This is a genomic window from Marinactinospora rubrisoli (genome assembly GCF_042664915.1).
Lineage (GTDB): Bacteria > Actinomycetota > Actinomycetes > Streptosporangiales > Streptosporangiaceae > Marinitenerispora > Marinitenerispora rubrisoli.
Window position 1 is genome coordinate 413,166 of sequence record NZ_JBHTBH010000002.1, and the last position, 14,029, is coordinate 427,194.

At 73.6% G+C, this 14,029-nt stretch carries 15 protein-coding genes; 9 read left to right on the forward strand and 6 right to left on the reverse strand.

Annotated elements, in window-relative coordinates:
- Positions 1–135: 135 nt before the first annotated feature.
- Entirely contained in the window at positions 136–924 is a 789-nt protein-coding gene (locus tag ACFQRF_RS05930; RefSeq protein WP_379869497.1) for an enoyl-CoA hydratase/isomerase family protein, read from the reverse strand.
- A gap of 153 nt (positions 925–1,077) precedes the next feature.
- Here ACFQRF_RS05930 and rpmB point away from each other — a divergent pair, with 153 nt between their 5' ends.
- Positions 1,078–1,314 carry a 50S ribosomal protein L28 gene (gene rpmB, locus ACFQRF_RS05935; protein WP_379869498.1) on the forward strand — a complete coding sequence of 79 codons (237 nt, stop codon included), beginning with the start codon at positions 1,078–1,080 and terminating at the stop codon, positions 1,312–1,314.
- A gap of 3 nt (positions 1,315–1,317) precedes the next feature.
- Positions 1,318–1,623 carry a 30S ribosomal protein S14 gene (gene rpsN, locus ACFQRF_RS05940; RefSeq protein ID WP_379869500.1) on the forward strand — a complete coding sequence of 102 codons (306 nt, stop codon included), beginning with the start codon at positions 1,318–1,320 and terminating at the stop codon, positions 1,621–1,623.
- A gap of 78 nt (positions 1,624–1,701) precedes the next feature.
- Here the strand turns inward: rpsN and rpsR are convergent, their stop codons facing one another.
- Positions 1,702–1,965 (reverse strand): 30S ribosomal protein S18, encoded by a 264-nt coding sequence (rpsR, locus tag ACFQRF_RS05945; protein WP_379869502.1) that lies wholly within the window; start codon positions 1,963–1,965, stop codon positions 1,702–1,704.
- A 59-nt stretch (positions 1,966–2,024) separates the two neighbouring features.
- Positions 2,025–3,209, reverse strand: coding sequence for a CobW family GTP-binding protein (locus ACFQRF_RS05950; RefSeq protein WP_379869503.1), 1,185 nt, complete (start codon positions 3,207–3,209; stop codon positions 2,025–2,027).
- A gap of 412 nt (positions 3,210–3,621) precedes the next feature.
- Between ACFQRF_RS05950 and ACFQRF_RS05955 the strand changes: the two genes are divergently transcribed.
- Positions 3,622–4,020, forward strand: coding sequence for an SSI family serine proteinase inhibitor (locus ACFQRF_RS05955; RefSeq protein WP_379869505.1), 399 nt, complete (start codon positions 3,622–3,624; stop codon positions 4,018–4,020).
- Between the two features lie 69 nt (positions 4,021–4,089).
- Here the strand turns inward: ACFQRF_RS05955 and ACFQRF_RS05960 are convergent, their stop codons facing one another.
- The 3 genes from ACFQRF_RS05960 to ACFQRF_RS05970 all read right to left on the reverse strand — a co-directional run bounded on the left by ACFQRF_RS05960 (position 4,090) and on the right by ACFQRF_RS05970 (position 7,050).
- The gene (locus ACFQRF_RS05960; RefSeq protein WP_379869507.1) at positions 4,090–4,857 is read right to left on the reverse strand and encodes a TIGR03943 family putative permease subunit; all 768 of its coding nucleotides are present in this window, start codon (positions 4,855–4,857) and stop codon (positions 4,090–4,092) included.
- Positions 4,854–5,924: a permease gene (locus ACFQRF_RS05965; RefSeq protein WP_379869508.1), complete on the reverse strand. Its 1,071-nt coding sequence runs from the start codon at positions 5,922–5,924 to the stop codon at positions 4,854–4,856. The genes ACFQRF_RS05960 and ACFQRF_RS05965 overlap by 4 nt, the downstream gene beginning before the upstream one ends.
- A 124-nt stretch (positions 5,925–6,048) precedes the next feature.
- Positions 6,049–7,050, reverse strand: coding sequence for a LacI family DNA-binding transcriptional regulator (locus tag ACFQRF_RS05970; protein WP_379869510.1), 1,002 nt, complete (start codon positions 7,048–7,050; stop codon positions 6,049–6,051).
- Positions 7,051–7,292: 242 nt separating this feature from the next.
- On the opposite strand from ACFQRF_RS05970, the gene ACFQRF_RS05975 reads away from it, so the two are divergent.
- The 6 genes from ACFQRF_RS05975 to ACFQRF_RS06000 all read left to right on the forward strand — a co-directional run bounded on the left by ACFQRF_RS05975 (position 7,293) and on the right by ACFQRF_RS06000 (position 14,012).
- Positions 7,293–8,222, forward strand: a complete 930-nt coding sequence (locus ACFQRF_RS05975) for a TIM barrel protein (RefSeq protein WP_379869775.1) — start codon at positions 7,293–7,295, stop codon at positions 8,220–8,222.
- 9 nt (positions 8,223–8,231) lie between these two features.
- Positions 8,232–9,662 (forward strand): sugar porter family MFS transporter, encoded by a 1,431-nt coding sequence (locus ACFQRF_RS05980; protein WP_379869512.1) that lies wholly within the window; start codon positions 8,232–8,234, stop codon positions 9,660–9,662.
- 73 nt (positions 9,663–9,735) lie between these two features.
- The gene (locus tag ACFQRF_RS05985) at positions 9,736–10,758 is read left to right on the forward strand and encodes a Gfo/Idh/MocA family protein (protein ID WP_379869513.1); all 1,023 of its coding nucleotides are present in this window, start codon (positions 9,736–9,738) and stop codon (positions 10,756–10,758) included.
- A complete protein-coding gene (locus tag ACFQRF_RS05990) occupies positions 10,755–11,621 on the forward strand; it encodes a sugar phosphate isomerase/epimerase family protein (protein WP_379869515.1) in 867 nt (288 codons plus the stop codon). Before ACFQRF_RS05985 ends, ACFQRF_RS05990 begins: the two co-directional genes overlap by 4 nt.
- A 185-nt stretch (positions 11,622–11,806) precedes the next feature.
- A complete protein-coding gene (locus ACFQRF_RS05995) occupies positions 11,807–12,592 on the forward strand; it encodes a 3-hydroxybutyrate dehydrogenase (protein WP_379869517.1) in 786 nt (261 codons plus the stop codon).
- Between the two features lie 73 nt (positions 12,593–12,665).
- Complete coding sequence (locus ACFQRF_RS06000; RefSeq protein WP_379869518.1) at positions 12,666–14,012, forward strand: MFS transporter; 1,347 nt, start codon at positions 12,666–12,668, stop codon at positions 14,010–14,012.
- The last annotated feature ends 17 nt before the right edge of the window (positions 14,013–14,029 follow it).

Here is a 14,029-nt window from a genome sequence, read left to right on the forward strand (position 1 = left end):
CCCGTCGGGCTCCCCGGGCGTTGGCCCACCCACCAGGATGCAGTGTCGCCACCGCGGCGGTCCCGGCCGGGGTGCGCTTTCGGTCCCGTGGGCGCCCGCGACGGGACGGCGGCGGGCGCCCACAGGACCGCGGGGTCACCGCCCGCGCCACTCCGGGCGGCGCTTCTCCGCGAAGGCCCGGACGGCCTGCTGGAAGTCCTCGCTGCCGAACGCCGCGGACACGAGGTCGTCGCCGGTCGGCACCCCGGCGCGCCGGAGCCGGTGCACCGCGCGCTTGGTGGCCCACATGGTGATCGGCGCGTGCCCGAGCAGCCGCTGGATCGCGCGGCCGAGGACGGCGTCCAGTTCGGCCGGTTCGGCGAGTTCCGCCACGAAACCGGCGGCGTGCGCCTCGGACCCGGAGTACAGCCGGGCGTTGAGCAGCAGATCGAGGGTCCGCGCCGGTCCGAGGTGGAACACCAGGAGGTTGTAGGTGTTCATCGACAGGCAGTTGCCGAGCGTGCGGGCGATCGGCACCCCGAACCGGGAGCCGGGGGTGGCGATCCGCAGGTCGCAGGCGGCCGCGATCGCCAGTCCGCCGCCCACGCAGACGCCGCGCACCGCGGCGACGGTGGGGACCGTGACGTCGGCGATGCGCTCGATCACCCGCTCGATGCGGCGCTCGTACTCGACGCCGTCGAAGCCGCCCGCGAAGTCGGCGAACTGCCCGATGTCGGTCCCCGCGACGAACGCCTGCTCACCCGCGCCGCGCAGCACCATCGCCCGGATGCCGGGGTCGGCGTCGGCGCGCTCGCAGGCGGCGTACAGGCCGTCGTACATGTCCCACGTCATGGCGTTGCGCTGCTCCGGCCGGTTGAAGGTCACGGTCAGCACCGGCCCCTCGGCCACGGTGATCAGTTCGTCGGTACCGCGCTCACTGGTCATGTCGGTGGTCCCCGTCCTGCCGTCGCATCCGGTCCGCCGCGATCATACGGACGCCGCGGTTCCCGGCGCTCGGCACCCCCGCACGAACGAAAACGATTATCGTTTCCGGTAGAGTGACGGTCCGATCCGACCACGTCCCCACAGGAGGACCCCATGTCCCGCGTCTGCCAGGTGACGGGCCGCGCGCCCGCCTTCGGCAACAGCGTCTCGCACTCCCACCGGCGCACCCGGCGCCGCTGGGACCCCAACGTCCAGAACAAGCGGTACTGGCTGCCCAGCGAGCGGCGGTACGTGCGGCTGCGCGTCAGCGTCAAGGGCATGCGGGTGATCGACCGGCGCGGCATCGAGCGCGTCGTCGCCGACATCCGGGCGCGCGGAGAGCGGGTCTGACCGATGGCGAAGAAGAGCAAGATCGCCCGTAACGAGCAGCGGGCGCTCGTCGTCGCCCGGTACGCCGAGCGCCGCGCCGAGCTGAAGCGCGTGATCAGCCATCCCGGCACCCCGGCCGACGTGCGCGACGCGGCCGTGCGCGAACTGGCCCGGCAGCCGAGGGACGCCAGCCGTACCCGGCTGCGCAACCGTGACGCGGTGGACGGCCGGCCGCGCGGCCACCTGCGCAAGTTCGGCCTGTCGCGGATCCGGTTCCGCGAGATGGCGCACCGGGGTGAGCTCCCGGGCATCACCAAGTCCAGCTGGTAGTCGTAACGGGCGCGGCGGCCGTCGGCGCGCCGGCACACCGGTGCCGGGTGCCGACGGCCGCCGTTGTGTCAGGGGGCGTCAGTCGCGTCCCCCGCCGCGCGGGGTCCCGCGCTCCTGATTCGGGTACGGCAGCAGCGCCATCTCGCGGGCGGTCTTGATCGCTCGCGCGAGGAGTCGCTGCTGGCGTGCGGTGACCCGGGTGACCCGGCGGCTGCGGATCTTGCCCCGGTCGGAGATGAAGGTGCGGAGCAGCCGCACGTCCTTGTAGTCGACGTGGTCGACTCCGTGCAGCGGGTTAGCGAACCGGCGGGTGGATGCCGCCGGGCGCGGGCGTGGAGACATGACGGTGTCCTTTCGGGTCGGGACGGGTCGTGACGCGGGGGTAGGGGCGGCGGGTCCGCTCAGGACGCGATGTCCAGGACCTCGGCGAACGGGTCGTCGGCGCGGGTCCACCGGCGGGACTCGTCGGCCATCTCCTCCTCGGTCAGCAGGCAGGAGTCCAGAATCCCGACCAGGCGGTCCACGTCGAGCCCGACGCCGGTGAACGAGAGGCACTGGCAGCGGTCCCCACTGACCGGGTGCCAGTCGAGATCGGCCGCGGCGCGGCGCTGTTCGGTGACCATGTCCCAGGCGGCGTCGGGCAGCGCGGCCAGCCACGGGCCGGCCGGCTCCAGTGCGAGCGAGGAGCCCGCGGCGTCCCACACCAGCATCGTGTCGGGGTGGCTGGCCAGCCAGAACCGCCCGCGGCTGCGCAGGCCGGCGGCGACCACGTCGTCCAGCGCCGCGTGCAGCCGGGCCGGATGCAGCGGGCGGAACCGCCGCCAGGTGACGGTGCGCACCTCGCCGGCCTCGCACCGCTCGGGCGGCTGGGCCGTGGTGGGGTCGGTACGGGCGGCGGCCGCCGCGACGTCGAAGTGGCCGGCCAGGAGCGGAACCAGCGCGCCGCGCTCGGCGGGCACGACGAGGGCCGCCGGGTTCAGCTGGGAGAGCACGGCCGTGCAGCGCTCCCGCTCGGCCGCGTCCGCCCCCTCGGCGCCGTGCACGGCGAGCGCGGTGGGGTACTCGACCTGCCGCGCGAGCACCTCGGCGACGGTGCGGTCGTCCTCGCTCGCGATGGCCAGCCGCCGGTCGGTCATGTCGTCGGTCGTGGCGAGGTCGGCGACCAGCCGCTCGGCGGCGACCGCGGTGATGACCGCCCCGACGCGCAGCCAGGTGGACACCGGCCGTCCGTTCACCAGCGTGCGGGTCAGCGCCTCGGCGATCTGGCGGGGCTCCACGCCGTCCCAGGACTCCACCACGAACAGCCGGTCCTCCCCCCGTTCGGCGAGGTCGAGCAGGAGCGGCACCAGATCCTCCCGCAGCGTGCAGGAGACGCAGGCGTGCACCAGATCCACCCGGGAGCGGTCACGCTCTCCCCAACGGTCGCGCAGCACCCGCCGGACGACTCCACCGGCGACGTCGCTGAGGTCGTGGTGGACGGCGAGCGCCCCGGGGACCGCGTGCAGCAGTTCCTCGACGACGTGCGCTCGGGCCGCCGCGTGCAGGCCGGAGACGACCACCACCCGGGCGGGCAGGCCTTGGGACATCGGACTCCTCGACTTCCATGGATGAAAATGATTTTCATTTTAACATCGTCCCCACCACCGGCGCCCCTGAGGTCCGGCGGCACGTCCGGACCCGCGCCCCCTCGCCGTGCGTGACGGAGGGTGGGCCGGCCGCACGGAGAACCCGTCCCCCCACCCCGCCGGCCGCCACGCGCCCAGGGAGGGCGGGCGGACCTCCTCGCCACGGCCGGGGGGACTCACCACCGAGCGCACGGCCGGAGCGATCCCGCCGGGCCAGGGACTCGCGACCCGCGCCCGCCGCCGCCTCGGCGCCCGGCAAAAGTCCGGCCAGCAAACCCCAAGAACCCCCGACAAACGACGTTCCGTCACGGTTTAATGACCCGCAGTGGCGAAGGCGGGCACCCGTCCGTCCGAGTGAGGAGAGGGAGAGATCGTGCGGAAACGAGAGCTGGGCGCCCTGATGGCGGCGGTGGCGGTGTCGGCCGTGACCTCGGTGAGCGCCCTGGCGGCACCGGCCGCCGCGGCGGAGCCGACGGCGCGGCTGGAGCTGACCATCACCCCGGAGAACGGCGAGAACCAGCGCAGCGTGGTCCTGGAGTGCGGTCCCGCCGGCGGCAGCCATCCGCGGGCGGCCGACGCGTGCGCCACACTGGCCAGAGCGGACGGCGACTTCGGGCAGGTCCGCGCCCACTCGGGCGCGTGCACGATGGAGTTCGACCCGGGCGTGCTGCGGGCCACCGGCCACTGGAACGGAACTCCGGTGGACTACCGCAAGGACTTCACCAACCCGTGCGTGGCCGGGAACGAGACCGGCGGCGTGTTCGCGTTCTGACGCGCCGGCCCGGTCCGCCCGTGCCGTCCGCAGCGGGCGGCACGGGCCGGCGCCCACCGGGGCGGACGGTCACTCGTAGGGGTCGGGCGGGTTCTCGACCTCGACCATCTCGCTCACCGAGAACCGGTGGTCGCGGATCGCCTGGATGTCCCCTTCCGGTTCCACCCACGTGCCGTCCACCCGCCACCAGCTGTCCTTGGGCGGCTCGGGCTCGTCGGTGATGAGGACCCGGTTGACGATGGCGTCCGCGGCGCAGCACGCCATCTGCAGCCGGGCGAGATACCAGCCCTCGCCCTCGGGGTTGGGCACCACGAAGCCGGTGAGGCGCACCGTCCGCCCGGCCATCGTGCGCTCCTGGTCGGTCCACGCCCGCATCACGAACTCCTGGAGTTCCATCTCGCGCGGCCGGGAGGGGTCGCCCCACTCCTCCTCGTCCAGATCGTCCAGCGACGCGGCGGACTCCCGCGGCGGCCCGGAGGCGGCGCCCGACGCCGTGTAGGCGCCCAGCGCCGGTGGGCTGACGACGAACACCGCGATCACCGGGAGCAGCAGCAGCCAGGCCACCCTCGGGGCGCCGTGCCCGTGACCGTCGTGACCGGCCGCGGCGTGGCCCGCGTGGTCGTGCCCCGGTTCCGCCGCCGGGTCCGGCGTGCGCGCCGAGCGCAGGTCCACCGCGATCGCGACGACGCCGAGCACGAGGAGCACCACGCCGGCCGCGGCCAGGAACGGGCGGAACGCCGACTGCACGTAGTTGAGGTACAGGTCGGAGACGACGGTGCAGCTCAGCGCGGCGGCGCCGAGCAGCACGAGCACGATGCCCTGGGCGATCCGGTTCACAGCAGCAGCCCTCCGACGGCGAAACTGAACAGCAGGGTGAGCAGCAGGGTCAGCGGGACGAACCGCCGCACGAACGCCCAGCCGAACGTGCCGGCCTGCATGGCGATCAGCTTCAGGTCGACCATGGGGCCCACCACGAGGAACGCGAGCTGGGCGGTACCGCTGAACTCGCTCAGGCTCGCGGCGACGAACGCGTCGGCCTCGGAACAGATGGACAGCAGCACGGCCAGCGCGGCCAGGACCAGAACCGAGACCACCGGCAGGTCGGCGACCGCGGCCACCCAGTCACGGGGGACCAGCACGTTCAGGGTCGCCGCCGCGAGCGCGCCCACGACGAGGAAGCCGCCCGCGTGCATGAGGTCGTGCTGCATCGACTCGCGGAACACCGTCCACGGCGACGCGTCGGGGTCGTGGTGCGCGCGGGGCGGACGCAGCCAGGCGCTCCGGCCGAAGCGCGCCCACAGCCAGCCGACGACGACCGCCGCCCCCAGCGAGGCGACCAGCCGGGCGACCACCATCTCGGGCCGGTTCGGGAAGGCCACGGCGGTGGCGATCAGCACCACCGGGTTGATCGCCGGTGCGGCCAGCAGGAAGGTCAGCGCGGCGGCGGGCGCCACCCCGCGCCGGATGAGGCTCCCGGCGATCGGCACCGACGCGCACTCGCAGCCGGGCAGCACGGCGCCCGCCGCGCCCGCCACCGGCACCGCCGCGGCCGGATGGCGCGGTATCGCCCGCTGCCACACCGAGGCCGGGACGAACGCCGTCAGCGCGGCCGACAGGGCGACGCCGAACACCAGGAACGGCATCGCCTGCAGGCTGATGGCGGTGAAGATCGTGGCCCAGGCCAGGAACGCCTCGTGAGTGAGCCGGTCCGAGAGCCAGGCGTTGCCCAGGCCGAGAAGTGCGATGAACGCGGCGAACAGCCACACGGTGGCGGTGCGCCGCGGGCCGGTGGGGCGGCCCCAGTCGGGAGGCGGGAGGTCGTCGTCGCGGTCACTCCACCCGTCGGCGATGCTGTCGCCCAGTGAGGAGGAACGGACCGGGGATCCCGCTGACCTGTCCGGCACGGAAGCGTCCTTGTCGTCGTTCGGCGGTGGGTCCGCTCCGCATAGTACCGAGAATCGTTTTCAGTGCGGGCCGAAACGTCCGGCGCCCGGTACGGCCGCGCGGCCCCGCCCGGCCGCCGGGCTGTCAGGGCGGGCCCTGCGGGACCGGCCCGCTGGTCCCCCGCACCACGAGTTTCGGGTCCAGCACCGCCTCCCGGGGCGGCAGCTCCGGGTCCTCCAGCCGTTCCACGGCGAACCGCACCGCGCGCTCCGCCATGAGCCGGGCGTCCTGGCGGACGGTGGTCAGGCCGACCGGCATCAGGTGGGAGAGGTGACTGTCGTCGTAGCCGACGACGGACATGTCGCGCGGAACCTCCACGCCGCCCCGTGTCAGGGCCATCAGCAGGCCCAGCGCGCACCGGTCGTTGCCCGCGAGGACCGCCGTCGGCAGCCGCAGTCCCCGCTCGCGTTCCGCCAGGAGCAGGCGGCCGGTCTCGATACCGGACTCCTCGGTGTGCCGTCCGGGGATCACCCGCAGTTCGGACTCCAGTCCGTGCCGGCGCATGGCGGCCCGGTAGGCGCGCCGCCGCGCGGCCGAGCCCGGCCCCCGGCCGCCGTCGACGTGCACGATCCGGCGGTGGCCCAGTTCGGCCAGGTGGTCCATGGCCTGCCGGACGCCCTTGCCCTCGGCCGTGTGCACGCTGTCGACGCGGGCGCCGGGCATCGGGCGGCCCACGGAGACGGCGACCGTGCGTTCTCCCAGCGCGCCGAGTTCCGCGAGGTCGGTGTCGGGACCGAGCAGGATGACTCCCTCGCAGCGGTGGGCGAGCAGCGCCTCGACCGCCTTGCGCTCGCCCCGGCCCTGGACGGTGGCGGAGAGCAGGACATCGTAACCGAGCCGCTCGGCCTCGGGATAGATTCCCTCGACGAGATCGGCGTGGAAGGTCTGGTGCGCCGAGAACAGCACGCCGAGCGTGCGGCTGCGCCCGCGGGCGAGCAGCCGGGCCGCGCTGTCGGGCCGGTAGCCGATCTCGTCGGCGACCCGCAGCACGCGGTCCCGGGTCGCACCACTGGCTCCCGGCTGGTTGCGGAACACCACGGAGACCAGCGCCCGGGACACGCCCGCCTTCGCGGCGACGTCCGCCATTGTGGGGCGCTGCCTGCCCGACACATCCACTTTTGAAGCCACCTCCGGCCCCGCCCACCCTAGCGGGCCGCCGCTCGGTCTCCCGACGACCCGCTATTGACAGGACATTCGGACAGATGCAGAGTGATGCCAGTCACTATAGCGCGCTCTAGTAGAGCGCTCCAGCTTCCTGTCGCCCACCGGCCGCACCCCCGATCCGCTCCCTGCCCGGAGGACACGCCGTGTCAACGTCGCCATCCCCGATCCGCACCGTCGCAGGCAACCTCTGCCTGGGCTCCGCCCCCGACTCCTGGGGCGTCTGGTTCCCCGAGGACGAACACCAGGTCCCCTACTCCCGCTTCCTCGACGAGCTCGACGAGGCCGGCTACCGGTGGCTGGAGCTGGGCCCGTACGGCTACCTGCCCACCGATCCGCAACGCCTCAGGGCGGAACTGGACGCCCGAGGACTCCAGGTCTCCGGCGGCACCGCGTTCGGCGCGCTGCACCGCCCGGAGGCATGGCCCGAGACGCTCGACCACGTCCGCCGGGTCGCCGCCCTGACCGCGGCCGCGGGCGCCCACCACCTCGTCCTCATCCCGCCGATGTACCGGGACGAGAAGACCGGCGCGCACACCGAGTCCCCCGAGCTGACACCCGCGCAGTGGGCGGACCTCGGCCGGACGGCCGACCGCCTGGGCCGGCTGCTCCTTGAGGAGTACGACGTCCGGCTGGTCGTCCACCCGCACGCCGACAGCCACGTGCAGACCCAGCCGGAGATCGAGCGGCTGCTCAACGAGTCCGACGGCCGCTACACCAACCTCTGCCTCGACACCGGGCACGTGGCCTACGGCGGCGGCGACAACCTCGACCTGATCCGGCGCTTCGGCGAGCGCGTCGGCTACGTTCACATCAAGCAGATGGCACCCGAGATCCTCGCCCAGGTCGCCGCGGAGAACCTCTCCTTCGGCGAGGCCGTACGGCGCGGCGTGTGCGTGACCCCACCGGCGGGCGTGCCCGACGCGGCCGAGGTGGTGGCCGCGCTCGCCCGCCTCGACGCCGAGCTGTTCGTCATCGTGGAGCAGGACCTGTATCCGTGCGCCCCCGAGGTGCCACTGCCCATCGCGGTGCGCACCCGCGCTCACCTGGCCGACTGCGGCCTCAGCGGCACCCGGCGCCCCGGCGCCGGCCGGTAGGGGGCGGCGATGGACGTCAGGGACGACGCGGCGGGCCACGCCGCCACACCGTCCGGCGCGGACGCGACCCCGCGCGCGGTCTCCCGGCGGCTGCGGGTCATCACCGTGATCGCCACCTTCGGCGGCCTCCTCTTCGGCTACGACACCGGCGTCATCAACGGCGCCCTGCCCTACATGACCGACGACCTGGGGCTGACCCCGGTGACCGAGGGCATGGTCACCAGCTCACTGCTGCTCGGGGCCGCTCTGGGCGCGGTCGCCGGGGGCCGGCTGTCCGACGCCCGGGGACGGCGGCGCACCATCCTCGCCCTCGCCGTGCTGTTCTTCGCCGGGGCGCTGGCGTGCGCGCTCGCGCCGACCACCGCGGTCATGGTCGCGGCGCGGTTCGCGCTCGGCCTCGCGGTCGGCGGTGCGTCGGTGACCGTGCCCGTCTTCCTCGCCGAGATCTCCCCCGCGGAGCGGCGCGGCGCACTGGTGACCCGCAACGAGCTCATGATCGTCAGCGGCCAGTTGCTGGCCTTCTCCACCAACGCGTTCATCGGCCATGTCGGGGGCGAGGCCGACGGGGTCTGGCGCTGGATGCTCGTGGTCGCCACCCTTCCGGCCGTGGTGCTGTGGTTCGGCATGCTGGTGATGCCGGAGAGCCCGCGCTGGCTCGCCGCACGGGGCCGGCTCGACGACGCCCTGGCGGTGCTCCGGCAGGTGCGTTCCCGGCAGCGCGCCGCGGCCGAACTGGCCGAGGTGGCCACGCTGGCCGCCGACGACGAGCGCGAGCGGCTCGGCGGCTGGCGGGACATGCGGGCCGTGCCCTGGCTGCGCCGGCTGATGTTCGTCGGCTTCGGCATCGCGATCGTGCAGCAGATCACCGGCGTCAACACGATCATGTATTACGGCACGCGGATCCTCACCGACGCGGGTTTCACCTCCGACGCCGCGCTGACGGCGAACATCGCCAACGGGGTGATCTCCGTACTGGCCACCTTCGTCGGCATCTGGCTGCTCGGCCGGGTCGACCGGCGCCCGATGCTGATGACCGGCCTGGCCGGCACCACGAGCGCCCTGGCGCTGATCGGCGTCTTCTCCCTGGTGCTGCCGGCGGGCGAGATCCGGGCCTTCGCCGTACTCGCCATGACCGTGGCGTTCCTCGCCTTCCAGCAGGGCGCGATCTCGCCGGTGACCTGGCTGATGCTCTCCGAGGTCTTCCCGATGCGGATGCGCGGCTTCGGGATGGGCGTGGCGGCCGTGGTCCTGTGGCTGACCAACTTCGTGATCGGCCTGGTCTTCCCGTCCCTGGTCGCCGGCATCGACATCTCCAACACCTTCTTCCTCTTCGTGGTGGCGGGCCTGCTCTCCCTCGTCTTCGTCCGGCGGCACGCCCCCGAGACCCGCGGCCGCACGCTCGAAGTCCTGGAGGCCGAGCTGCGCGCCCGCTACTCCTGACCACCCCTCTCCCGCCCTCCTCGGCCCCGGCCCGGCGAGGACCCGGGGACCGCCGCAGAAAGGAGCACCGCCCATGACCGTGCGGGTAGGCGTCATCGGCGCCGGAATGATCGGCCAGGACCATATACGGCGCCTCACCGAAGTCGTCGCCGGGGCCGCCGTCACCGCGGTGACCGACATCGACGGCCCCCGCGCCGCGGAGGCCGCCTCCCGGGTCGGCGCCGCGGTCCTGCCCAGTGGCCGCGACCTGATCGGCTCCCCGGAGGTCGACGCCGTCCTCGTCGCCTCGTGGGGCCCCAGCCACGCCGAGCACGTCCTGAACGCGATCGCGGCCGGCAAACCGGTGTTCTGCGAGAAGCCGCTCGCCACCACCGCCGCGGACTGTCTGCGCATCGTCGACGCCGAACGCGCCCACGGGCGCCGCCTCGTCCAGGTCGGCTTCATGCGCCGCTTCGACGCCGGGTACCGCCGGATGAAGGACGTCCTGGCCTCCGGGGCCCTCGGGGCCCCGCTCATGGTGCACTGCGCCCACCGCAACGCGACCGTGCCGGAGTCCTACACGTCCGTCATGGCCGCCCAGGACACCGCCGTGCACGAGATCGACGTCCTGCGCTGGCTCCTCGATGACGAGATCGTCTCCGCCCAGGTGATCACCCCGCGCCGCACCAGCCGGCGGTTCGAGCACCTTCGGGACCCGCAGATCATGCTGTTCGAGACCGCGAACGGCGTCCGCGTCGATCTCGAAATCTTCGTCAACTGCCAGTACGGCTACGACATCCAGTGCGAGGTCGTCGGCGAGGCGGGCCTGGTCCGGCTGCCCGACCCGGCCGCCGCCGGTGTCCGTACCGCGGGCCGGCACGGCACCGCCGTGCCGCAGGACTGGAAGGAGCGCTTCGGCGACGCCTTCGACGCCGAGTTCCGGGCGTGGACCGCCTCGGTGGCCTCAGGTGCCGAGCCCTGCGGCCCCTCCGCCTGGGACGGCTACGCCGCCGCCGTCATCACCGACGCCGCCGTCCGGTCCCTGGAGTCCGGCGGCGAGGTCGTCGCCGTCGGCCTGAAGCCCCGTCCCGCCTGTTATGGAGGAGCCGCCGCGTGAAGATCGCCCTCGACCCGTACATGTTCCGCGCGCTGCCGATGGACGAGATGGTGCGGACGGTCGCCGAGCTCGGCTACGAGTACATCGAACTCTCGCCGCGCGCGGACTTCATCCCGTTCTTCGTGCACCCGAGGGCCGATGACGAGCGCGTCGCGGCGCTGAAGCGGTCCCTGCGGACGCACGGCGTGCGGCTGTCCTCCGTCCTGCCGCTGTACCGGTGGTCCGCACCGGAGGAGACCGAGCGGCAGGCCGCCGTCCGCTACTGGAAGCGGACGATCGAGATCGCCGCCGAACTCGAATGCCCGTTGATCAACTCGGAGTTCAACGGCCGGCCGGAACGCGCCGCGGAGAGCGAGGCGGCCTTCTGGCGCTCGCTGGAGGAACTGCTGCCGCTGTTCGAACGCGAAGGCATCGCCCTCAACCTGGAGGCGCACCCCGACGACTTCTGCGAGGAGAACACGGCGGCGGTCGACCTCGTCCGCGCGATCAACCGGCCCTGGGTCAACTACCTGTACTGCGCCCCGCACACCTTCCACCTGTCCGGTGCCGACCCGGCGGCGGACGTCGCGGCGATGCTGCGGTACGCCGGTGACAAGCTCCGGCACGTGCACATCGCCGATTCCTTCGACCACAAGGGGTCCTCCGGCCTGCGCTACATCCTCAACCCGCCCGGCACGCCGGCGCGCGTCCACCAGCACCTCGATATCGGGCAGGGCGAGGTCGACTGGGCCGCGTTCTTCGGCACCCTCCGCGAGCTGGGCTTCGACGGCGTCGCCACGGCGTGCGTGTTCGCCTGGGAGGAACGGGCCCGCGAGTCCTCGGCGTTCATGCTGGACCGCATCAGCACGGAGCTGGCCGGGTAGCGAGGGGCCGCACCGCGCACGGGGCGTGAGCCGGGGCCGGCTCACGCCCCGTCCGGCCGCCCGGCACCATGGCCGGTCGCCGCAGGCCGGCCCGCCACGGGTGGTTCCGGCGCACACCGGCCGGCCGCCACATGTGTGCCGCCGCACTATGGGCCAGGTCACAGCGACGGCCTACCGTGACCGGCATGTTCGCCGACTCTTCCGTTCCCGCTCCCGCCGCCGTCGCCCTCGACCTGACCGGCCGCAGTGCGCTCGTCACCGGTGCCGCCGGAGGCATCGGCCGCGCCTGCGCGGTGCGGCTCGCCGCCGCCGGCGCCCGGGTGCACCTGGTGGACGTCGACGCCGGCGCCCTGGCGGCGGTCGCCGACGCCACCGGGGGGACCTGCCACGTGGCCGACCTCACCGACGAGGCCGCGGTCGCCGGCCTGCCCGCCGACGTGGACGTGCTCGTCAACAACGCGGGGACGCAGCACGTCGCCCCGATCGAGGACTTTCCGCCCGAGACGTTCCGCCGCATGCACGCGCTGATGGTCCTGGCCCCGTTCCTGCTGCTGCGGCGCGTCCTGCCGCACATGTACGCGCGCGGATGGGGCCGGGTGGTCAACGTCTCCTCGGTGCACGGGCTGCGCGCCAGCGCCTACAAGTCCGCCTACGTCTCCGCCAAGCACGCGCTGGAGGGCCTGAGCAAGGTGACCGCCGTCGAGGCGGCCCCGTACGGGGTGACCAGCACCTGCGTCTGCCCCGGCTACGTGCGCACGCCGCTGGTGTCCCGGCAGATCGCGGCGCAAGCGGCCGCCCACGGCCTGCCCGAGGAGGAGGTGACCGAGCGGGTGCTGCTCGACCGGCCGGCGCTCAAGCGGCTCATCGAGCCCGAGGAGGTGGCCGAGGCGGTCGCGTGGCTGTGCACGCCGCAGGCCGGCTACCTCACCGGCTCCTCGCTGTGCCTGGACGGCGCCTGGACCGCCACCTGACCGGCCCCACCGGCTCCGCCGGTTCCGTCCGCTCCCCCGTCCCCCGCATCCGTCGAACGAAACGGTGAAGTCAGTGTCCCAGTCCCGCACCCCACCGCCCAACCGGTCCATCGGCAAGGTCGTCGTCGCCAGCCTGATCGGCACGACCATCGAGTGGTACGACTTCTTCCTCTACGGATCGGCCGCCGCGCTGGTCTTCAATCAGGTCTTCTTCCCCGAATCCGAGGCGCTGGTCGGCACCCTGCTGGCGTTCACCACCTACGCCGTGGGTTTCGTGGCGCGCCCCCTCGGCGGCCTGGTGTTCGGCCACTACGGGGACCGGATCGGCCGCAAACGGCTGCTCGTGATCAGCCTGCTGCTCATGGGCGGCGCCACGTTCGCCATCGGCCTGCTGCCGACCTACGCCGCGATCGGCGTCGCCGCGCCGCTGCTGCTCACCGCGCTGCGGGTGGTGCAGGGCTTCGCCCTGGGCGGCGAGTGGGGCGGCGCGGTCCTCATCGTCTCCGAGCACGGCGACGGCCGGAACCGCGGGTTCTGGGCTTCGTGGCCGCAGGCCGGTGTGCCGTGCGGCAACCTGCTGGCCACGGCGGTGCTTGCCGTGCTGGCCGTGGCGATGCCGGACCCCGTCTTCCTGGCGTGGGGCTGGCGGGTGCCGTTCCTGCTGTCCGGGGTGCTGGTGCTGGTCGGCCTGTGGATCCGGCTGGCGGTCGCGGAGTCGCCGGTGTTCCGGGAGGCGGCGGAGCGCGCGGAGGCCACCGGGACCCCGGAGCGCGCCCCGATCCTCGACGTGCTGACCCGGCACTGGCGCGAGGTGCTGGTCGCCATGGGCGTGCGGTTCGCGGAGAACATCTCCTACTACGTGCTGACCGCCTTCATCCTGGTCTACGCGACCGAGCACGCCGGGCTGGCCAACTCCACGGTGCTCAACGCGGTGCTGGTCGCCTCGGCGGCGCACCTCGTGACCATCCCGCTGTGGGGCGCGCTCTCCGACCGGATCGGCCGGCGTCCGGTGATCGCGCTCGGCGCTGCCGGCGTGGCGGGCTGGAGCTTCGCGTTCTTCCCGCTGATCGATGCCGGCACGTTCGGCGCGGTCGCGCTCGCCGCGACCGTGGGGCTGGTGCTGCACGGAGCCATGTACGGCCCGCAGGCCGCGTTCTTCTCCGAGCTGTTCGGCACCCGGGTCCGCTACTCCGGAGCCTCCGTCGGCTACCAGCTCGCCTCCATCTTCGCCGGTGGGGTGGCGCCGCTGGTCGCCACCGGGCTGCTCGCCTCCTTCGGCACGGCGCTGCCGGTGTCGGTCTACGTCACGGCGGCCGGGGTGCTGACGATCGTGGCGGTGTGGGCGTCGCGCGAGACGCGGGGCCGCGACCTCGCCGAGGTCCCGGCCGGGCGGCTCGGCGCGTCCGGCGCGGAGCGGTGACGGGCGGGCCGGGCCGC